This window comes from Alistipes dispar (assembly GCF_006542685.1).
GTDB classification, from domain to species: domain Bacteria; phylum Bacteroidota; class Bacteroidia; order Bacteroidales; family Rikenellaceae; genus Alistipes; species Alistipes dispar.
Genome location: NZ_AP019736.1, coordinates 1789703 through 1809852, shown reverse-complemented (window position 1 = coordinate 1809852; position 20150 = coordinate 1789703). Strand labels below are relative to the sequence as shown.

Sequence of the window (20150 nt, the reverse complement as noted above, 5' to 3'; positions counted from 1 at the left end):
GGGCGACGAGAGAATATCCGGAGACTCCTCCGTCTCCGCCCCCGCCCCGAAAAAAGGCGTCCGCATCCCGTTCCTCCGGTTCCGGCGACCGGACTACCGGATAAAATGCGTCCAGACGCGCTCCTCCTTTTCGGGCCGCGCCTCCGAAGCGAGCGGGCCGGCCTTGAGCAGCCGCGCCATGTTGCGTCCCAGCACCCGCATCGTCTGCAATCCTTCGGCATCCTGCGCCGCCTCGCCGGGCAGCCGTCCGTGCACGCTGTTCCAGTACTGCGACGAGACGACAGGCATGTTCGAGATGGTGAAATACTTGTTCAGCCGGTCGAACGCCGCACTCGCCCCGCCCCGGCGGCAAACGACCACCGCTGCGGCGGGTTTGTAGGCCAGCAGTTCCGAACAGGAGTAGAAGACCCGGTCGAGCAGCGCGCAGAGCGATCCGTTCGGCCCGGCATAATAGACGGGCGATCCCACGACCAGCCCGTCCGCATCGCGCAGGGCGACGCGCACCTCGTCGTAGAGCGGATCGTCGAATACGCAGCGCCCCAGGTCGGCGCACTTCCCGCAGGCGATACATCCCCGCACGGGTTTGTTCCCCAGTTGGACGATCTGCGTCCGTACGCCTTCCGCTTCGAGCGCCCCGGCCACTTCGGACAGGGCGATGAAGGTATTGCCCGCATGCCGCGGACTTCCGTTTATCAACAGTACTTTCATGGACAGTTGTCTTTATTGATTCGCCGGAGCAGCACCGCACGGGCCGCGCTCCCCGGCGCTACTCCGTCAGATCGGCCGCCGAAAGCTCCTCGCTCTTGACGAAAGCCTTGGGGAAGGTCGCCGACACGCGCTCCTTGAGGATAATCGCCTCCTCGGTCGTCAGGCAGTTGCCTACCGACACCTTGAAATAGGGAATGTCGTAGCCCATGCAGACTTTCACGCCCGGGAAGGTCTCCTCGAAGAGTTTCCGCGCGGCGAACGCCCCTTCGCGGGCCTCCGGGCCGTTGTCCGAGAAGATGCAGACCCGATACCCCGGGAAGCGGTCGCGGCGTTCGGCGCGGGAGGCTTCCGCCACCGTGCGCGCTGCATCGCCGTATTCGACGGCGATCACCTGCGCCCGGCCGAAGAGCAACCCCGGCGCGGCGGCGGGCTCGGCCAACTGCCGCTTGAAGGCGTCGAGCGACTGCGCCGCCGCCCCGAAGACGGCCGCGAAAGACAGTGCGAGGGAGAGGAACAGCAATCTGCGCATCATTTCAGGTACTCTTTAATGTCGTCTTCCGACAGTCCAAAGGTATTCAAAAATTCCGACAACGGCATCATATCGCCGGAAATTTTCACGGGAACCACGCCGCTGCGCGCCCGGAGCTCGTACGACAGCCCGATCCGCGAGAGATCACCCTCGCCGAGGCGCCGCTCGACGACGTAGAAGGCCATCGGATCCGACGTCTCCAGCCGCCAGCGGGTTCCGACGAGGGTCGTCGCCCGGCGCGGAATGCGGACCGGCTCGTGCAGACGGAGCGTCCCCACGCGCTTCCCGGCATAGAAGACGTCCAGACGCACGCGCCGGATCTTCAGGGTATGCCCCGTCCCGTTATGCACGCGCAGCACCGCATCGGCCCCGGCCGACCCCAGCCGTTCGAAACGTTCGACGGCCTCGACGCGCACGGCCTCCGGCTCCGTCCTGCCGCACGCGGCGGCAGCCAGCGCCGCCAGCGACACGAGCAGCAGCCTCGCCGCAGCACGGCGCAGCGTCCGTCCGACACCTCCGCACCGCGCCGTCATCGCTCCCCGACATAGATTTGCGCGATGCCGAAACTCTGGCTCCGGGCCCGGCAGTCGCGGAATCCGGCCCGGGCCATCATCCCGAGGAACTCCTCCGGCGGGGGAAACTCCCCGACCGAAGCCGGAAGATACTCGTACGCCCGCCGGTCGTGCGACACCGCCCCGCCGATACGCGGCAGAATCCGGTAGGAGTAAAATTCGTACAACGTCCGGAACAGCCGGTTCCGGGGACGCGAGAACTCCAGAATCACGACGCGCCCCCCGGGCCTCACGACCCGGGCCATCTCCCGGAGCCCCGCCTCGAGGTCGCCGAAGTTCCGGACCCCGAACGCCACGGTCGCCACATCCACCGAGCCGTCGGCCGCCGCGAGGCGTTCGGCATCCCCGCAGTCGAGAACGATCCGTCCGTCCAGCCCCCGCTGTTCGACCTTGCGGCGCGCCACGGCGAGCATCTCCTCCGAGAGGTCCACCCCGAGCACCTGCACTCCGGCGATGCGGCGCGCCATCTCGATGGCCAGGTCACCCGTGCCGGTGGCCACGTCCAGAATCCGCCGCGGCGCGGCCCGCCGCACCTCGCGCACCACACGGCGGCGCCACAGGCGGTCCACGTTCATCGAAAGCGTGTGGTTCAGAAGGTCGTAACGCGGTGCGATGCGGTCGAACATCTCGCGGACCTCCTCCTTCTTGGTCTGATCGGTATCGTACGGTTTCATCTCTTTCTCATTCGTATCTTATCGTCTCTTCGGGCTTGACGGTGGAGACCACGCAGGCCGGCACGACGAGCAGCGCGACGATCGCCGCGACGAATCCCGCGTTGAGCAGCAGCCACCAGCCCCACCCCAACGCCACGGGCACCTCGGAGAGCAGGTATCCCTCGGCGTCGAGCTTCACCAGATGCGTCGCCCGCTGCAACAGGCACAGCCCGACGCCCGCAGCGTTTCCCCACGCCAGCCCGCGCAGCGTGATGAAGGCGGCCCGCCACAGGAAGATGCGCCGCAACTGCCCGTCGGGCATTCCGAACGCCTTGAGCAGCCCGATCATCCGCGTGCGTTCGAGCACGAGGATCATCAGCGCCGAGGCCATGTTGAAAAAGGCCACGACGAGCATGATGACGACGATCACCGCCCCGTTCACGTCGTGCGCCCGGAGCCAGTCGAAGATGTTCGGATAGCGCTCCATGACGCTCGTGGCCACCAGATTGCGCGTATCGTCCGACTCGTCGTAGAGCAGCGCGTCGCTCAGCCGCGCGGCGAAGGCGTCCGCCCCGGCGAGGTCGTCGAGCAGAATCTCGTAGCCCGAGACCTTCTCCGGCGTCCATTCGGCCAGCCGCTGCACGTTGCGCAGATCGGTCAGCACCACCGCCCCGTCCATGTCCTCCAGCCCCGAAGCATAGATGCCCGAGACCTTGAACCGGTCGCGGCGCGGCAGCTCGCCCGGCTCGACGAAGAGCATCTCGACACGGTCGCCCACGCCCAGCCGCAACCGGTCGGCCAGCGTCCGCGACAGCAGCGCGTCCTTCGTGCGGACCGAATCCCCCACGCGGGGCAGTTCGCCCTCCGTGAGCCACTCCCGGAAGAAGCGCCAGTCGAAACTCCCGTCCACGCCTTTGAGCACGATGCCCTCCACGGCGTCGGCCGTGCGGACGATGCCGCCCCGAAGAGCGTAGGGGGCCATCGCGCGGAAGCCCTCCGTCGTGCGGATCAGCTCCTCGACATGCGCGCTCCGCACGACGGGTTCGGCGTCGAGCGTCCCCACGCCCCGCACGTCGGTCACGGCGACATGGCCCGCGAATCCCGTCATCTTGGCCGCCACCTCGCGCTTGAAACCCAGGATGACGGCCAGCGCGAGAATCATCACGGCCACGCCCAACGCCACCGACACCACGGCGATGCGCTCCATCACGCCGGGCCGGTTCTCCGGCGAGGGACGGGCCATGCGGCGGGCAATGAAAAACGACAGGTTCACGACAGCGGTATTTTGTCCGAAAATTTATGCAAAGTAACACATAATTTCGTATTTTTGCCCGAAAGAACCGTTTTTTGTGAATCGTCATGAATAAACAGGCACTCATCACGGGAGCCACCTCGGGAATCGGACGCGCCACGGCGCTCCGGCTGGCCCGGGAGGGATACGACATCACGGCGACGGGCCGCCGCGCCGAACGCCTCGCGCAACTCGCCCGGGAGATCGCCGCCGCGGGCGGCCGCTGCACGACGCTCGCATTCGACGTCCGCTCGGAGGAGGAGGTGCGCCGGGCGCTGGAACCGCTCGAGCGGGTCGATCTGCTGGTGAACAACGCAGGACTGGCCGCCGGGCTGGAGCACATCGACCGGGGCGACACGCGCGACTGGGACGCCATGATCGACACCAACGTCAAGGGGCTGCTCTACGTCACGCGCGTCATCGCGCCCAAGATGGTCGCCGCGGGCCGCGGCCACATCTTCAACATCGGCTCGATCGCCGGCACGGAGCCTTACGAGAACGGCGCGGTCTACTGCGCTTCGAAGCACGCCGTGCACGCCATTTCGCAGTCGATGCGCGCCGACCTGCTCGCAGCGGGCGTGAAGGTGACCGAGATCCGCCCGGGCATGGTCGAGACGGAGTTCTCGCTCGTCCGCTTCCACGGCGACCGCGAAGCCGCCGACCGGGTCTATGACGGGGTCGAGCCCCTCACCGGCGAGGATATTGCGGAGGCTATCGCATGGGCCGCACAATTACCGGCGCATATGAACGTTAATGATATGGTGCTGATGCCCGCGCAGCAGGCGGGAGCCTACTACACGCACCGGAAACACACGCCGGAGCGTTAAACCCGTCCCGCGGCCGCCCCGCCGGAAACGCCGCACGGCGACCGGAGTACCGGAGCGAAGCGGAAGTTCCCGGCAAGCGGCGGAGGCTCCCGGCAGAAAATGCCGGTGCGCACCGGCACTCGAACCAGACAAAAATTTTTACGACCATGTTACAACCCCTCATCGTCCTGCTCCAGGCAGGCTACTACGCAGAGCCGGCGGCCAGCCGTTATTCGGCCGCCTCGACCGGCATGTTTTTCCTGATCATCGCCATCGGCATCGTGGGCTACATCGTGCAGGCGCGCCTGCAGTCGGTGTTCAAAAAGTACTCGAAGGTGCAGTTCCCGGGCGGGCTCACGGGCGCCGAAGTCGCCGAGAAGATGCTCCGCGACAACAACATCCACAACGTGAAGGTCACGCACGTGGGCGGCCACCTCACCGACCACTTCAACCCGCAGACGATGACCGTCAATCTGAGCGACTCGGTCTATTCCTCGTCGAGCGTGGCCGCCGCCGCGGTCGCGGCCCACGAATGCGGCCACGCCGTGCAGCACGCCCGCGGCTACGCCCCGCTGGCGCTCCGCTCGCAGTTGGTTCCCGTGGTGCAGTTCGCCTCGTCGTCGGCCATGTGGGTCATCCTGCTGGGGCTGGTGATCCTGGCCACGACGCAGAACGAGCTGCTGTGCTGGATCGGCGTGGGCATGATCGCCATGTCGGCGCTCTTCTCGCTCATCACCCTGCCCGTCGAATACAACGCCTCGGCCCGTGCGCTGGAGTGGTTGCAGACGAGCCGCACGATGGAGGGAGCGCAGTTGGCACAGGCCCGGGAGGCCCTTTCGTGGGCGGCCCGCACCTACCTCGTGGCGGCGCTGAGCGCCATCGCCTCGGTTCTCTACTACGTGCTGCTGATCCTCGGCGGACGACGCGACTGAACGGTCCCGGATGAACACCCCCGAAAAAGACTACACGCACAAGGGATGGATTGCGGCCGCGGCGCTGATCGCAGTGCTCGTGGCCGTCAGTTTCATCCCCCCGCAGAGCCTCGGCGGCGTCAAGCTCCGCCGGGCCAACATCCTCTCGGACCTCGTCACGTTCGACGACGCCGCAGCCCCCGCGCCGGAGCCGCAGCCTTTCGACGAGGCGGAATTCCATGTCGATATGGAACGGGTGGCCGAACGCATCGAAGCCGACACCGCGCCGCGCGCCGTGCAAACCACCTTCACGTGGGATCTCCGCCGCGACAGCGCCGCACGCCGCCGCACCGCCGCGCCCGACACCGCACGACTCGTCGCGCAGCTCACGCCGATCGAGGACTTCGACACCACGGGCATACGGGGAATGCGGGCCTTCTGCGACACGCTGCTCAACGCCCGGCGGCCCGTGCGCATCGCCTTCTTCGGCGACTCGTTCGTCGAAGGGGACATCCTCACGGCCGACCTGCGCGAGAAGTTGCAACTCGCCTACGGCGGAGGCGGCACGGGCTTCGCCCCGACCTCCTCGCCGCTGACCGGCTTCCGCCGCACCGTCCGGACCGACGCAAAGGGGTGGACCTCCTACAATATCATGCAGCGCAAGCGGGCGCCCGAGACGCTGCGCGGACACTTCTACGTCTCGGGATGGATGAGCCAGCCCGCCGCGGGCGCCTCGACGCGCTGGGAGAGCACCGACGCGCGACAGCGACTCGACTCCTGCACGACGGCGCACGTGCTTTTCCGTTCGCCCTCCGACAGCCGCGTCCGCCTGACGCTCAACGACACGCTGCGCCGCACGTTCGACATCCCCGGGGACGAGGCCGTGCGGCGGATCGTCGTGCGCGCCCCGCATCTGCACGCCCTGGCGTTCGAGGTGCTCTCGGGCACGGAGGGCTTCGCCGGCTACGGCGCCGTATTCGAAAGCGATGCCGGTGTGGTCGTGGACAACTACTCGGTGCGCAGCAACAACGGCCAGGCCATGTTCTGGACCGACCCTTCGGTCAATGCCCAGATCGACGCCATGCTGCACTACGACCTGGTGATTCTCCAGTACGGGCTCAACATCATGCAGGCGGGCGTGAAGGACTACTCCGGCTACTCGCGGCAGATCGAGAAGATGGTGGCCTACGTCCGCCGCTGCTTCCCGGGAGCCGCCGTGCTGGTGCTGGGCGTCAGCGACCGTTCGGTGAAGGGCGACGCGGGCTTCGAACCGATGGACGCCATTCCTCACATGACCGACTTCCAGCGGCGCGCGGCCCGGAACACGGGCGTCGCCTTCTGGCCGACGTGCGACGCCATGCGGGCGCAGGGCGGCATGGAGCGGTTCGTGCAGAACGGCTGGGCCGGCAAAGACTTCACCCACATCAACTACGCCGGCGGCAGCCGCGTGGCCTGGGCGCTCGTCGATGCGCTCAACGACTTCACGGCCCGGCACGCCACGCTCCGCGCCGCCGAGGAGTTGCGGCGGCAGATGCGCAAAAGCGTTCTCCCGCCGCGCGAAAGGCGGCGGATCGAGCGCCAACTGCTGCCGGGCGTCGGCCCCGAACCCTTTAACGACCCGCGGCGATGATCCTACCTTCGGCGGACGCTCTTCCGGAAAAACTGCTGGCGCTACTCGCCTACGACGCCTCGTCGCCGCTGATATTCAGCAGCGGACTGTTCCTCTTCCTCTTCGCCGGCTTCATGCTCCTCTACGGCGCATTCCGCCGGGCGCCGATGGCCCGCATCGTCTATGTCATCCTCTTCTCGCTCTACTTCTACTACAAGTCGAGCGGCATCTACTTCCTGCTGCTCGTCTTCGCCGCGGCGAGCGACTTCGCCATCGCACGGGCGATGGCCCGCACGACGCGGCGCGGCGCACGGCGGGGGCTCGTGGCGCTGAGCGTCCTGGTGAACCTCTCGATGCTCGGCTACTTCAAGTACACGAACTTTCTCATCGACATCGCGAACCAGCTCTTCGGGCAGGGATTCCTGCAGTTCCAGAACATCTTCCTGCCGGTGGGCATCTCGTTCTTCGTCTTCCAGTCGATGAGCTACACCATAGACGTTTACCGCGGCCAGCTCAAGCCCCTGTCCAACTGGCTCGACTACCTGTTCTACCTCTCGTTCTTCCCGCAACTGGTGGCCGGCCCGATCGTCCGCGCCCGCGACTTCATCCCGCAGATCCGCCAGAATCCCGTCGTCGTCACACGCGCCATGTTCGGCACGGGCGTCTTCCTGATCCTCACGGGGCTGTTCAAGAAGGCGATCGTCTCGGACTACATCTCGCTCAACTTCGTGGACCGCATCTTCGACGAACCGCTGCTCTACTCCGGCTTCGAATGCCTCATGGGCATCTACGGCTACGCGCTGCAGATCTACTGCGACTTCTCGGGCTACTCGGACATGGCCATCGGCATCGCGCTGTTCATGGGCTTCCGCTTTCCGAAGAACTTCGACGCCCCCTACAAATCGGCCACGATCACCGAATTCTGGCGACGGTGGCACATCTCGCTCTCGACGTGGCTGCGCGACTACCTGTACATCTCGCTCGGCGGCAACCGCAAGGGTCGGCTGCGCACCTACCTGAACCTGCTCCTGACGATGCTGCTGGGCGGCCTGTGGCACGGCGCGGCGGTGCGCTTCATCCTCTGGGGCGGGCTGCACGGCGCGGCGCTCGCACTCCACAAACTCTGGCTGGCCGCCGTTCCCGGAGCGAAACCCACCGGCGCGCAGATGAACCGGTGGAGCCGCGCGGCAGGCATCTTTCTCACGTTCAACCTCGTATGCTTCGGTTGGCTCCTGTTCCGCGCCGAATCGATGCAGACCGTGGAGCTGATGCTGCACCAGATCGTCCACAACTTCAACGCCCCGATGATCCCGCAGGTGCTGACGGGCTACGCGGGCGTCTTCGCCCTCGTCGCCGCCGGCTACCTGCTGCACATGCTGCCGGGCCGCGCGGACGCAGCGGCGCAGCGGATCGTGACCTGCGCGCCGCTGGTGCTGCAAGTGTTGATGGCCGCGGCGATGATCTGGTTCGTCATGCAGATCAAGTCGAGCGACATCCAGCCGTTCATCTATTTCCAATTCTGAAAAGACATGTACACCTTCGACCACGACCTGTTCCTCGCCCTGAATTTCGACGGAGGGCCGCAACTGGACCGCATCATGCTCGCACTCTCCGGAACGACCATGTGGCTGCCGCTCTACGCCCTGATCCTCTGGCTCGTCTGGCGACGCACGGGCTGGCGCGGCCTGGCGGTCTTCACCGCGGCGATGATCGCCGCGCTGGCGCTCTCGGACATGGTCTCGGGCATCTTCAAGCACAACGGGCTGCTGGGCGGCCTGCTCCCCGGCTTCGAGCCGCGTCCGCGCCCCATGTTCACCCCCTCGCTCGAAGGGCTGGCGATCACCCCCGACTCGCTCCACGCGCTGCGCCGGATGACGCCCGACGCCCTCGCCGCCGCAGGCTATGCCGGCGACTGGGCCGTGCACGTGCCGCCCGAGGCCGTGAGCGGCCGTTACGGAACCGTCTCGGCCCATGCCGCGACGATCGTGGCGCTGGCCGTGCTCTCCGCCCCGGCCGTCCGCCGGAGGTGGTTCACCCTGCTGATGGTGCTCTGCACCGCGGCGATCTGCTACTCGCGCATCTACCTGGGCAAGCACTTTCCGATGGACCTCGTGTGGGGGTCGCTCGTGGGCGCCGCGCTGGGTCGGGCGGCCTACGCCGTCTATCGGCGGTTCGGCGGGAGCGCAGCGGCGGAATAATTGCGATTCTCCCCTTTTTTCGCTACCTTTGCGGGGTCGAATCCGAAAACGATAAAAACACCGAAATATGGCAATCGAACTCAGCGAACAGGAACAGTTGCGCCGGCAGTCGCTCAAGGCGTTGCGCGACCTGGGCATCGAGCCCTACCCCGCCGCGCGCTACGAGGTGACGGCCACGGCACGCGAAATCGCCGAAAACTACGACGAGACGAAGCAGAACTACGGAGAGGTGCGCATCGCGGGCCGCATCATGTCGCGCCGCATCATGGGCAGCGCCTCGTTCTTCGAACTGCAAGACCACACGGGCCGCATCCAGATCTACATCCGCCGCGACGACATCTGCCCCGAGGGCGATCCGACGCTCTACAACACCGTGTTCAAGAAACTGCTCGACATCGGCGACTTCGTGGGCGTCGAGGGATTCGCCTTCCGCACCAACACGGGCGAGCTGTCGGTGCACTGCCGCCGCTTCACCGTGCTGTCGAAGTCGATCCGCCCGCTGCCCGTGGTCAAGGAGAAGGACGGCCGGACGTTCGACGCCTTCACCGACCCGGAGGTCCGCTACCGCCAGCGCTACCTCGACCTGATCGTCAATCCGCAGGTCAAGGAGGTCTTCGTCAAGCGCGCGAAGATCATGGCCACGATGCGCGAATACTTCAACGAGAAGGGCTACGTCGAGGTCGAGACGCCGATTCTGCAACCCATTCCGGGCGGTGCGTCGGCCCGTCCGTTCATCACGCACCACAATTCGCTGGACATCGACCTCTACCTGCGCATCGCCACGGAGCTGTATCTCAAGAAGCTCATCGTCGGCGGATTCGACGGCGTTTACGAGTTCGGCAAGAACTTCCGCAACGAGGGCATGGACCGCACGCACAACCCCGAGTTCACCTGCATGGAGATCTACGTGGCCTACAAGGACTACCTCTGGATGATGGAGTTCACCGAACGGATGCTCGAACGCGTGGCGCTCGCCGTGAACGGCACGACGGAGCTTACGATCGACGGCCGCGAGGTTTCGTTCAAAGCCCCGTTCCGCCGGCTGACGATGACCGACGCCATCCGCGAGAAGACCGGCTACGACATCACGGGCCAGTCGGAGGAACAACTGCGCGAGGCGTGCAAGCGTCTGAATGTCGAGATTGACGAGACGATGGGCAAGGGCAAGCTCATCGACGCCATCTTCGGACAGTACTGCGAGGAGGAGCTCGTACAGCCCACCTTCATCACCGACTATCCGATCGAAATGTCGCCCCTCTGCAAGCGTCACCGCTCGAATCCCGACCTGACGGAGCGTTTCGAGCTGTTCGTGAACGGCAAGGAGCTGTGCAACGCCTACTCGGAGCTGAACGACCCGATCGACCAACTGGAGCGTTTCCAGGAGCAGTTGCGGCTGTCGGAGAAGGGCGACGACGAGGCCATGTTCATCGACATGGATTTCGTGCGCGCGCTGGAGTTCGGAATGCCCACCTGCTCGGGCATGGGAATCGGAATCGACCGTCTGACGATGTTCATGACCGGCCAGCCGTCGATCCAGGACGTGCTGTTCTTCCCGCAGATGCGTCCCGAGAAGAAGGCCGTCGCGGATCCCGCGGAGGCCTACACCGCCATCGGCGTTCCCGAGGAGTGGGTCCCCGTCATACAGAAAATGGGGTACGTGACCGTAGAATCGCTCCGGAAACTCGCCCCGGGCAAGTTCTTCAACGACCTCTGCGGCTTCAACAAGAAAAACAAGCTCGGTCTGAAGGCCCCCTCGATGGAGGAGGTGAAGGGCTGGTGCGCCGGGGAGTGACCGCCGGTTCCGGATACGGCCGAAAGCGGAAAACACGAAATTACCGTTTAACGAAACAGAATAACTACCATGAGAAAGAAAATCGTAGCCGGCAACTGGAAGATGAATACGCTTCCTGCCGAAGGAGTCGAACTGGCCAAAGGAGTCGCCGCAGGACGCGGCGAGGTGTGCTCGTGCGTGAACTTCATCGTATGTCCGCCGTTCACCCACCTCTCGATGGTGGCCGAGGCGCTGAAAGGTTCGGACATCGCACTCGGCGCACAGGACTGCGCCACGGAGGCCAAGGGCGCCTATACGGGCGAGGTCGCCGCACAGATGATCGCGGCGCTGGGCTGCAAGTACGTGATCCTCGGACACTCGGAGCGCCGCCAGTACTACGGCGAGACCTCCGCCACGCTCAACAAGAAGATGGCGCAGGCCTATGCCAACGATCTCACGCCGATCTACTGCGTGGGCGAGAACCTCGAGGAACGCGAGGCCGGCAAGCACTTCGACGTGGTGAAGGCCCAGATCGAGGAGGTGGTCTATAACCTCACGGAAGAGCAGTTCCGCAACCTCGTGATCGCCTACGAGCCCGTCTGGGCCATCGGCACGGGCAAGACCGCGACGGCCGAGCAGGCGCAGGAGATCCACGCCTACATCCGCAAGGTGCTCGCCGCCAAGTTCGGCGCGGCGGCCGAAGAGTGCCCGATCCTCTACGGAGGTTCCTGCAAGCCCTCGAACGCAGCCGAGATCTTCGCCAAGGAGGACGTGGACGGCGGCCTGATCGGCGGCGCAGCCCTCAAGGCGGAGGACTTCCTCGCCATCGGCAAGGGCTTCACGAAGTAACCGGCCGCACGAGAGAAAGCGGCTGCACGGAGCGATCCGGCAGCCCGGCGAATACGAAAGACCCCTGCTTCTCGGTATCGGGAAGCAGGGGTCCGTTTTCATCCGCGGGAAGCCGCGGGAAGCCGCGGGGATCAGTCGTCGAAGCCGATCACATTGAACTGACGGTCGAACTTGATCTCGAGCCCGTTCGAAAGCTCGATCTCCCAGGTGTACTTGTTCCGCTCGATCTTCCGGATATACTGGTTCGGGAAGTTGCTCTTGGCGACATACTCCTGGATCTGCGCCGGAACGACCGACGCCGGAACGGCCTCGTACTTCCGCTCCACGGAGGACCACTCGCCGTCGGAACGGAAATCCACTTCGGTCCGGTCCGTATAGGTCACTTCGTACTCCGAGCCGATGAACTTCGGGTCCTCCACCGCGAAGGCCACGGTCAGCCCCTTGAAATGGGCCGCGAGGAACTGTTGCGCGACAGCGGGCAGTTTGTCCACGGCGATCGGACGCTCGCGGTCTCCGGCGAAGGTAGAAGCGATACCGGCGAATAAGAGAACGGCTGCAACAAGAATCTTTTTCATAATCGTAATTTTTTATCGGTTAATACTGTTTCGTTTTATTTTACGATACAAAGATCGGGCTCGATTCTGAACGGAATCTAAAATCCGCATTTCATCCGGTATTTTTTTCGAAAAAACGCGATCGCATGCACCCGACCGGCAGCATCCCGCCGTTCAGGCCATCCTCCCGCAAACAGCAAACCGCCCTTCCCGGTTCCATCCGACAACGGCCGGAGCCTTGCCGAATCCTCCGCCGACAGCCTCCCGTCCCCCGGCCGCCCCTCTCCCGCACGGCAATCGGCTCTTCCTCTCCTAACGACGGCCGCCCCTCCCGGGGACGGACGATCATGCAATCGCTCGCCCCGCCGGAAACAGAAAAATCCGGATGTCCCGCGAAAGCGGAACATCCGGATTTTCGGCTCCTTTTCAGGGTTGAATTACATCTTCTTGCCCACGTTGGTCTTCTTGGCGACCTTCGGAGCGGCAGCCTTGGCCGAAGCGGACTTCGGAGCGGCAGGCTTCTTCGCTGCGGCAGCCTTCTTGGGAGCGGCCTTCTTGGCCTCGCCCTCGACTACCGTAGCCTCCTCGACGGCATCGGTCTTCTTCGCTGCGCTCTTGCGCGAACGGCGCGTCTTGGGTTTCGCCTCTGCGGCAGCGGCCGGCGCAATGCCCAGCGTATAAGCCTCGTTGAAGTCCACGAACTCGATGATGCACATGTCGGCGGCGTCGCCCAGACGGAAGCCCGTCTTCAGGATACGCGTGTAGCCGCCCGGACGCTCGGCGATCTTCGGAGCGATCGTGCGGAACAGCTCCGTCACGGCCTCCTTCTGTTTCAGGTACGAGAATACGACGCGGCGCGAGTGGGTCGTGTCCTCCTTCGACTTGGTCACCAGAGGCTCCACGAACATGCGGACGGCCTTGGCTTTCGCGAGCGTCGTCTCGATGCGCTTGTGCAGAATCAGCGACGAGGCCATGTTCGAAAGCATCGCCTTGCGGTGTCCCGCCTGACGGCCGAGGTGGTTGAAATTCTTATTGTGTCTCATAATTAGTCTTTGTCAAGTTTGTAGATTGATACATCCATACCGAACTTCAGGTTCAGGGAAGCCAGCAGCTCGTCCAGCTCCGTGAGCGACTTCTTGCCGAAATTGCGGAACTTCAGCAGGTCGTTGCGGTTGAGCTTCACCAGGTCGCCCACCGTATCCACGTCGGCGGCCTTCAGGCAGTTGAGCGCGCGAACGCTCAGGTCCTGGTCCGACAACTTGGTTTTCAGCAACTGACGCATGTGGAGCACATCCTCGTCGAACTCCTCGGTTCCGTTCGTATCCTCCATATTGACGGTGATTTTCTCGTCGGAGAAGAGCATGAAGTGCTGGATAAGGATTTTGGCGGCCTCCTTCAGAGCCTCCTTGGGGTGAATCGACCCGTCGGTAGTAATTTCCAAATTCAACTTCTCGTAGTCGGTCTTCTGCTCGACACGGTAGTTTTCGATCGAGTATTTCACGTTCTTGATCGGCGTGAAGATCGAGTCGATCGGCAGCGTTCCGAACTCGCTCTCGGCAGGGGCGTTCTCCTCGGCAGGCACGTAGCCGCGGCCCTTGCCGATCGTGAGCGTCATCTGCATCTTCGTACCGGGAGCGAGGTGGCAGATCACCAGGTCGGGATTCAGCACCTTGAAGAACGACAGATAGTTCGAGATATATCCGGCAGTCAGCTCCGTAACACCCGCAACGTTAATGGATACTTTTTCGGCATCCTGATTATCGACTGTGCGGATAAAACGAACCTGCTTCAGATTGAGGATGATGTTCAACATATCCTCCATCACTCCGGGGATAGCGGCAAACTCGTGATCGACACCGGCTACCTTGACAGTCGTGATTGCGTAACCCTCCAGCGAAGAGAGCAGAATACGACGTAAAGCGTTACCGACAGTCATGCCGAATCCGGGCTCCAGCGGTCGGAACTCGAACTTTCCGAACGATGAAGTGGACTCGAGCATTATAACCTTCTCAGGTTTCTGGAATGCTAATATTGCCATAATAGTTGATTTGATAGATTACTACTTCGAGTACAACTCGACGATGAGCTGCTCCTTGATGTTCTCGGGAATCTCCTCACGCTCGGGCTTCTGCAGGAACTTGCCGCTCATCGAGGCGTTGTCCCATTCGAGCCAGGCGTAGCGGCTCTTCGACGAGCCGGCCAGAGATGCCGTGATCACCTCCAGACTCTTCGACTTCTCGCGAACCGACACCACGTCACCCGCGCGGAGCGAGTACGAGGGGATGTTCACGACACTGCCGTTCACGCAGATGTGGCAGTGCGAAACGAGCTGGCGGGCAGCTGCACGCGTCGGGGCGATACCCAAGCGGTAAACGACGTTGTCCAGACGGCACTCGAGCAGCTTGAGCAGATTCTCGCCTGTGATGCCGCCCATGCGCGCAGCCTGTTCGTAGGTACGGGCGAACTGCTTCTCCAGCAGGCCGTACGTGTACTTCGCCTTCTGCTTCTCGCTGAGCTGCGTGCCGTACTCCGACACCTTCTTGCGCTTGCGCGCCAGACCGTGCTGTCCGGGAGGGAAGTTGCGCTTCTCGAGCACCTTGTCCGCACCATAGATAGCTTCGCCGAACTTACGGGCGATTTTCGATTTTGGTCCTATGTATTTTCCCATTGTCTTAACGTAATTAAAAAACCTTGAATTTGTCCTGAACCTCTTCCCCGAAACTATACGCGGCGACGGTTAGGAGCACGGCAACCGTTATGCGGCAGCGGTGTGACGTCGATGATCTCCATGACCTCGATGCCCGCGCCGTGGATGGTGCGCACGGCCGACTCGCGGCCCGCACCCGGACCCTTGACGTAAACCTTCACCTTGCGCAGGCCCATGTCGTAGGCGACCTTGGCGCAATCGGCGGCCGACGTCTGTGCGGCGTACGGAGTATTCTTCTTCGAACCACGGAAACCCATCTTGCCGGCCGACGACCAACTGATGACGTCACCCACCTCGTTGGTGATGGTGATGATCACATTGTTGAAAGTGGAGTGCACATAGGCATTGCCCACGGCACCGACCTTAACAACCTTTTTCTTAACTGTTCCAGTTTTCTTTGCCATAATTCTCTAAAGATTACTTCGTTGCCTTTTTCTTGTTTGCGACGGTCTTCTTGCGGCCCTTGCGGGTACGCGCATTGTTCTTGGTAGACTGACCGCGAACGGGCAGCCCCAGACGGTGACGGATGCCGCGATAGCAGCCGATATCCATCAGGCGCTTGATGTTGAGCTGGACCATCGAACGGCACTCGCCCTCGACCTTGATGCCCATTTCGGCGATCTGCGAACGGATGGCGCCCACCTGGTCGTCCGTCCAGTCCTGTACTTTGACGTCGTAGCTGATACCAGCGGCGTCGAGAATCTTGCGAGCCGTCGAACGACCGATGCCATAAATGTAGGTCAGGCCGATCTCGCCTCTCTTATTTTTCGGTAAATCTACACCGACTATACGTGCCATATAAAATCTTCTCTTCTTTAATTAACCGTTAAAACATTAACCCTGGCGCATTTTGAACTTGGGATTCTTCTTGCAAATGACGTAGAGCTTGCCCTTGCGCTTCACAATCTTGCAATCCTCGCTTCTCTTCTTGATGGATGCTTTTACTTTCATGATTTTCAAGCAATCTAATGTTATTTGTACCGGAAAGATATACGCCCCTTCGTCAGATCGTAGGGCGTCATCTCCACTTTTACTTTATCTCCGGGAAGGATCTTGATGTAATGCATGCGCATCTTCCCCGAGATATGGGCCGTAAGCACGTGACCGTTGTCCAGCTCGACGCGGAACATGGCGTTGGACAACGCCTCGATGATCGTGCCGTCCCTTTCGATAGCAGCCTGTTTTGCCATAGAGTCTTAATTTTTTAGTGCCTGTTCGATGATACTGTAGTCCGTCAGCACGTCGGGACCCGACTTGCGGACCGCCACGGCGAACTCGAAGTGCGCCGCCGGCTTGCGGTCCCGCGTACGGACCGTCCAGCCATCCTGCTCGAAAACCACCGCCTTGGTCCCCATGTTGATCATGGGCTCGATGCAGATGACCATGCCCTCTTTGAGAAGGGGTCCTCTGCCGCGCGCGCCGTAGTTCGGAACACCGGGGTCTTCGTGCATTTTCCGACCCAAACCGTGTCCCTCCAGCTCGCGCACCACGCCGTAGCCGAAACGCTCGGCGTGCTCCTGCACGGCGGCCGATATGTCGCCCACGCGATTACCGGCCCTGGCCTGCGCCGTACCTTTATAAAGAGCCTCTTTGGTGACTTCCATCAGCCGCCGTACTTCCTCGGCGACCTCTCCCACGGCGAACGTATATGCCGAATCACCAACAAACCCCTTCATAAACGTACCGCAATCGACCGAAACGATGTCGCCCTCTTTGAGGACGCATTTCGAGGATGGGATACCGTGAACAACCTGCTCGTTTACCGAAATGCACAACGAAGCGGGAAATCCCTGATACCCGAGGAAAGCGGGAACCGCTCCGTGCGCCCGGATGAAATCCTCGGCGATCGTGTCCAACTCCTTGGTCGTGACGCCCGGACGAATGTGGCGACCCACCTCGGCCAGCGTCTTCGACACCAGGACGTTGTTTTCACGGAGCAGTTCGATCTCCTCGTCTGTCTTCAAGTAAATCATTTCTTCGCGTTAAGAACTCTTCGGAAAATCCTAATGACGCCCCTGGATACGGCCGGTCTTCATCAGACCGTCGTAGTGGCGCATCAGCAGGTAGCTCTCGATCTGCTTCAGAGTGTCGAGCACCACGCCCACCATGATCAGCAGCGACGTACCTCCGTAGAAGTAGGCGAACGCCTGCTGGATGCCCAGGAATTTCATCGCCAGCGCGGGCAGAATGGCCACGATGGCGAGGAAGAACGAGCCGGGAAGCGTGATACGCGTCATGATGGTGTCGATGTAGTTCACGGTCTGCTTGCCCGGTTTCACTCCCGGGATGAAGCCGCCGTTGCGCTTCATGTCATCGGCCATCATTTGAGGATTGATGATAATCGCGGTGTAGAAGTAGGTGAACGCGATTACCAGCACCGCGAGCGTAAAGTTGTACCAGAAGCCGGTCATCGAGGTGAATGCGGCGGCGAAGCCCGGAGCGGCGTTGGTGAACAGCGCCGGAATGAACATCAGGGCCTGCGCGAAGATGATGGGCATCACGTTGGCCGCATTCATCTTCAGCGGAATGTACTGCCGCACACCGCCGTACTGCTTGTTGCCGACGATACGCTTCGCATACTGCACGGGGACCTTGCGGACCGCCTGCACCAGGGCGATCGTCGCCATGAAGACGAGGAACAGGAGCACCAGTTCGAGAATCAGCATGATCGCGCTGCCCGAGGCCGTCTGGAAACGCGCATTGACCTCGGCCAGAAGCGCGTGGGGAAGACGGGCCACGATACCGATCATGATGATCAGCGAAATGCCGTTACCGATACCCTTGTCCGTGATCTTCTCGCCCAGCCACATGATGAACATGGTGCCGGCGATCAGAATCGTCGTGGCATAGGCGACGAAGCCGAACGTATTGCCGTAGACGAACGCCGTGGGAACCTGATGGTACAGGTTGGCGATGTAGGCCGGGCCCTGCAGGATCAGCACGCCGATCGTGAGGAAACGGGTCCACTGGTTCATCTTGCGGCGGCCGCTCTCACCTTCCTTCTGCATTTTCTGGAAATACGGGACCATCATGCCCATGAGCTGAATGATGATCGAGGCGGTGATGTACGGCATGACTCCGAGCGCGAAAATGGCGGCGTTGCCAAATGCACCGCCAGAGAAGACGTTCAGCAGGCCCAGAAGCCCGTTGCCTTCCAGCTGGCTGGCATACGCCGACCCCTCGCCCAGGGCGTTGGGGTTGATGCCCGGAATCACGACGAAACTGCCCAAGCGATAGACCAGCAGCAGCCCGATCGTGTACAACACACGCTTGCGCAGCTCCTCGATCTTGTAGATGTTCTTGAGCGTTTCAACCAATTTCTTGTTGGTCGCCAGAAGAGCGATGACCACTATAAAGACGATACCAACAATGAGATACTGATTCATAATAGTGAAGTGCTAAAGGTTACAGTTTTTCGACGCTGCCGCCGGCCGCCGTGATCGCCGCCTCGGCGCTCTTCGAGAAGGCGTGCGCCTTGACGGCCAGCGCCTTCGTGATCGAGCCGTTGCCCAGAATCTTCACCTTGTCCTTCGACGAGATGAAACCTGCGTCCACGAGCGTGTCGATCGTAACCTCCGTCAGCAACTTCTTGGCCGCCAGCTCCTCGAGCGTCGAAAGGTTGATGGCCTTGAATTCGACACGCTTGAGGTTCGTGAAGCCGAACTTGGGAAGACGGCGCTGAAGCGGCATCTGACCGCCCTCGAAACCGAGCTTGCGCGAGTAACCCGAACGCGACTGAGCGCCCTTGTGACCGCGGGTGGCCGTGCCGCCGTACCCCGAACCTGCACCGCGGCCGATTCGCTTGTCGTGGTGCGTAGAACCCTTTGCGGGTTTGAGATTATTGAGTTCCATTGCTAAAAATTCCGTTTGCAGTTAGACTTATTCGGCTTTCGCAGCCTTTGCGGCGACCTCTTCAACCTTGACGAGGTGCTTCACGCGCTCGATCATGCCCTTGATGATAACCGAATCGTCGTGCTCGACGCTCGCGTTGATCTTCTTCAGGCCCAGCGCGTCGAGGTTCTTGCACTGACGCTCCGTGGCACCGATGCGGCTCTTGATCTGGGTGATTTTCAATCTTGCCATTTTGTCCTTGAGAATTAACCGTTAAACACCTTGTCCATCGAGATCCCGCGCAGGCGTGCCACGCTGTGCGCGTCGCGCAGCTCGCACAGGGCGCCGATGGTCGCCTTCACCAGGTTGTGGGGGTTCGACGAACCCTTGCTCTTGGCAAGCACGTTCTTCACGCCCACCGACTCCAGCACGGCACGCATGGCGCCGCCGGCGATGATACCCGTACCGGGAGCGGCCGGACGAATCATCACAAGCGAGCCGCCGTAACGCTGCTCCTGCTTGTGGGGAATCGTACCGTTGATGACCGGGATCTTCACCAGGTTCTTCTTGGCATCCTCCACGCCCTTGGCGATGGCGGCCTGCACCTCCGAAGCCTTGCCCAGGCCGTAGCCCACCACGCCGTCCTCGTTGCCTACGACGACGATGGCCGAGAAACTGAACGTGCGGCCGCCCTTCGTAACCTTCGTTACACGCTGAATGCTGACGAGACGGTCCTTGAGTTCGAGGTCGCTCGTGCGTACTTTCTTTATGTTGGTATTTGCCATGATCGTTTAGAATTTAAGTCCGCCTTCGCGTGCTGCTTCGGCCAGCTGTTTAACTCGTCCGTGATAAAGGTAACCGTTGCGGTCGAAAGCGACGGCCGAAATGCCTTTGGCCGCAGCGCGCTCGGCGGCCAGCTTGCCCACCAGGGCGGCCACTTCGCACTTGGTCTTGCCGGCGGCGGCTTCGGCCACCTCCTTGTCCAGCGAGGAGGCCGTCGCGAGGGTCACACCTGCGAGGTCATCAATAAACTGCACGTAGATCTGCTTGTTGCTACGGAATACAGTCATGCGAGGCTGTGCGGGCGTTCCGCTCACGATCTTGCGGATACGCATCTTGATCCTCTCTCTTCTTTCTATCTTGTTCAGTGACATAACTTCA

Annotated in this window: 26 protein-coding genes; 7 read left to right on the top strand and 19 right to left on the bottom strand. The window is 62.2% G+C overall.

Annotated features, from left to right (window positions below; all coding sequences use genetic code 11):
• Positions 1-93: 93 nt before the first annotated feature.
• Genes FME97_RS07650 through FME97_RS07630 form a run of 5 tightly spaced genes read right to left on the bottom strand, consistent with a single transcriptional unit; the run spans position 94 to position 3735 of the window.
• Positions 94-708: a flavodoxin family protein gene (locus FME97_RS07650; RefSeq protein ID WP_141428713.1), complete on the bottom strand. Its 615-nt coding sequence runs from the start codon at positions 706-708 to the stop codon at positions 94-96.
• Positions 709-766: 58 nt separating this feature from the next.
• Positions 767-1240: a hypothetical protein gene (locus FME97_RS07645; protein WP_232522852.1), complete on the bottom strand. Its 474-nt coding sequence runs from the start codon at positions 1238-1240 to the stop codon at positions 767-769.
• On the bottom strand, positions 1237-1770 hold the full coding sequence (locus FME97_RS07640) for an LEA/WHy family protein (RefSeq protein WP_141428711.1): 534 nt from the start codon (positions 1768-1770) through the stop codon (positions 1237-1239). Before FME97_RS07640 ends, FME97_RS07645 begins: the two co-directional genes overlap by 4 nt.
• Complete coding sequence (gene ubiE, locus FME97_RS07635) at positions 1767-2483, bottom strand: bifunctional demethylmenaquinone methyltransferase/2-methoxy-6-polyprenyl-1,4-benzoquinol methylase UbiE (RefSeq protein WP_141428710.1); 717 nt, start codon at positions 2481-2483, stop codon at positions 1767-1769. Before ubiE ends, FME97_RS07640 begins: the two co-directional genes overlap by 4 nt.
• A gap of 7 nt (positions 2484-2490) precedes the next feature.
• Positions 2491-3735, bottom strand: a complete 1245-nt coding sequence (locus tag FME97_RS07630; RefSeq protein WP_141428708.1) for an ABC transporter permease — start codon at positions 3733-3735, stop codon at positions 2491-2493.
• 86 nt (positions 3736-3821) lie between these two features.
• Between FME97_RS07630 and FME97_RS07625 the strand changes: the two genes are divergently transcribed.
• From FME97_RS07625 to tpiA, 7 genes are all read left to right on the top strand, one after another.
• On the top strand, positions 3822-4580 hold the full coding sequence (locus FME97_RS07625) for an SDR family NAD(P)-dependent oxidoreductase (protein WP_141428707.1): 759 nt from the start codon (positions 3822-3824) through the stop codon (positions 4578-4580).
• A 146-nt stretch (positions 4581-4726) separates the two neighbouring features.
• A complete protein-coding gene (locus FME97_RS07620; RefSeq protein WP_141428705.1) occupies positions 4727-5491 on the top strand; it encodes a zinc metallopeptidase in 765 nt (254 codons plus the stop codon).
• Positions 5492-5501: 10 nt separating this feature from the next.
• Positions 5502-7100: an SGNH/GDSL hydrolase family protein gene (locus FME97_RS07615; protein ID WP_141428703.1), complete on the top strand. Its 1599-nt coding sequence runs from the start codon at positions 5502-5504 to the stop codon at positions 7098-7100.
• Positions 7097-8602, top strand: coding sequence for an MBOAT family O-acyltransferase (locus FME97_RS07610; RefSeq protein WP_141428701.1), 1506 nt, complete (start codon positions 7097-7099; stop codon positions 8600-8602). The genes FME97_RS07615 and FME97_RS07610 overlap by 4 nt, the downstream gene beginning before the upstream one ends.
• 6 nt (positions 8603-8608) lie before the next feature.
• Positions 8609-9277 (top strand): phosphatase PAP2 family protein, encoded by a 669-nt coding sequence (locus FME97_RS07605; protein WP_141428700.1) that lies wholly within the window; start codon positions 8609-8611, stop codon positions 9275-9277.
• A 67-nt stretch (positions 9278-9344) separates the two neighbouring features.
• Positions 9345-11069, top strand: coding sequence for a lysine--tRNA ligase (gene lysS / locus FME97_RS07600; protein WP_141428699.1), 1725 nt, complete (start codon positions 9345-9347; stop codon positions 11067-11069).
• A 69-nt stretch (positions 11070-11138) separates the two neighbouring features.
• Positions 11139-11897 carry a triose-phosphate isomerase gene (gene tpiA, locus FME97_RS07595; protein WP_141428698.1) on the top strand — a complete coding sequence of 253 codons (759 nt, stop codon included), beginning with the start codon at positions 11139-11141 and terminating at the stop codon, positions 11895-11897.
• Between the two features lie 131 nt (positions 11898-12028).
• Here the strand turns inward: tpiA and FME97_RS07590 are convergent, their stop codons facing one another.
• From FME97_RS07590 to rplR, 14 genes are all read right to left on the bottom strand, one after another.
• Positions 12029-12472: a PepSY-like domain-containing protein gene (locus FME97_RS07590; RefSeq protein ID WP_141428696.1), complete on the bottom strand. Its 444-nt coding sequence runs from the start codon at positions 12470-12472 to the stop codon at positions 12029-12031.
• Between the two features lie 416 nt (positions 12473-12888).
• Positions 12889-13494 (bottom strand): 50S ribosomal protein L17, encoded by a 606-nt coding sequence (gene rplQ / locus FME97_RS07585; RefSeq protein WP_141428694.1) that lies wholly within the window; start codon positions 13492-13494, stop codon positions 12889-12891.
• 2 nt (positions 13495-13496) lie between these two features.
• Entirely contained in the window at positions 13497-14489 is a 993-nt protein-coding gene (locus FME97_RS07580; RefSeq protein ID WP_141428692.1) for a DNA-directed RNA polymerase subunit alpha, read from the bottom strand.
• A gap of 21 nt (positions 14490-14510) precedes the next feature.
• Positions 14511-15119, bottom strand: coding sequence for a 30S ribosomal protein S4 (gene rpsD / locus FME97_RS07575; RefSeq protein ID WP_141428690.1), 609 nt, complete (start codon positions 15117-15119; stop codon positions 14511-14513).
• 53 nt (positions 15120-15172) lie between these two features.
• A complete protein-coding gene (gene rpsK, locus FME97_RS07570; protein WP_022307380.1) occupies positions 15173-15562 on the bottom strand; it encodes a 30S ribosomal protein S11 in 390 nt (129 codons plus the stop codon).
• A gap of 13 nt (positions 15563-15575) precedes the next feature.
• The gene (gene rpsM, locus FME97_RS07565; RefSeq protein WP_087311269.1) at positions 15576-15956 is read right to left on the bottom strand and encodes a 30S ribosomal protein S13; all 381 of its coding nucleotides are present in this window, start codon (positions 15954-15956) and stop codon (positions 15576-15578) included.
• A 36-nt stretch (positions 15957-15992) separates the two neighbouring features.
• The gene (gene ykgO / locus FME97_RS07560) at positions 15993-16109 is read right to left on the bottom strand and encodes a type B 50S ribosomal protein L36 (RefSeq protein ID WP_010262443.1); all 117 of its coding nucleotides are present in this window, start codon (positions 16107-16109) and stop codon (positions 15993-15995) included.
• Between the two features lie 20 nt (positions 16110-16129).
• Entirely contained in the window at positions 16130-16348 is a 219-nt protein-coding gene (infA, locus tag FME97_RS07555) for a translation initiation factor IF-1 (protein WP_009597667.1), read from the bottom strand.
• Between the two features lie 6 nt (positions 16349-16354).
• Positions 16355-17131: a type I methionyl aminopeptidase gene (gene map, locus FME97_RS07550; protein ID WP_141428688.1), complete on the bottom strand. Its 777-nt coding sequence runs from the start codon at positions 17129-17131 to the stop codon at positions 16355-16357.
• 30 nt (positions 17132-17161) lie between these two features.
• The gene (gene secY, locus FME97_RS07545) at positions 17162-18544 is read right to left on the bottom strand and encodes a preprotein translocase subunit SecY (protein ID WP_141428686.1); all 1383 of its coding nucleotides are present in this window, start codon (positions 18542-18544) and stop codon (positions 17162-17164) included.
• A 19-nt stretch (positions 18545-18563) separates the two neighbouring features.
• A complete protein-coding gene (gene rplO / locus FME97_RS07540; protein WP_141428684.1) occupies positions 18564-19010 on the bottom strand; it encodes a 50S ribosomal protein L15 in 447 nt (148 codons plus the stop codon).
• A gap of 27 nt (positions 19011-19037) precedes the next feature.
• The gene (rpmD, locus tag FME97_RS07535; protein WP_141428683.1) at positions 19038-19241 is read right to left on the bottom strand and encodes a 50S ribosomal protein L30; all 204 of its coding nucleotides are present in this window, start codon (positions 19239-19241) and stop codon (positions 19038-19040) included.
• Between the two features lie 14 nt (positions 19242-19255).
• Positions 19256-19774, bottom strand: coding sequence for a 30S ribosomal protein S5 (gene rpsE / locus FME97_RS07530; RefSeq protein ID WP_141428681.1), 519 nt, complete (start codon positions 19772-19774; stop codon positions 19256-19258).
• A 6-nt stretch (positions 19775-19780) separates the two neighbouring features.
• Entirely contained in the window at positions 19781-20143 is a 363-nt protein-coding gene (gene rplR, locus FME97_RS07525) for a 50S ribosomal protein L18 (protein ID WP_141428679.1), read from the bottom strand.
• Positions 20144-20150 lie beyond the last annotated feature (7 nt).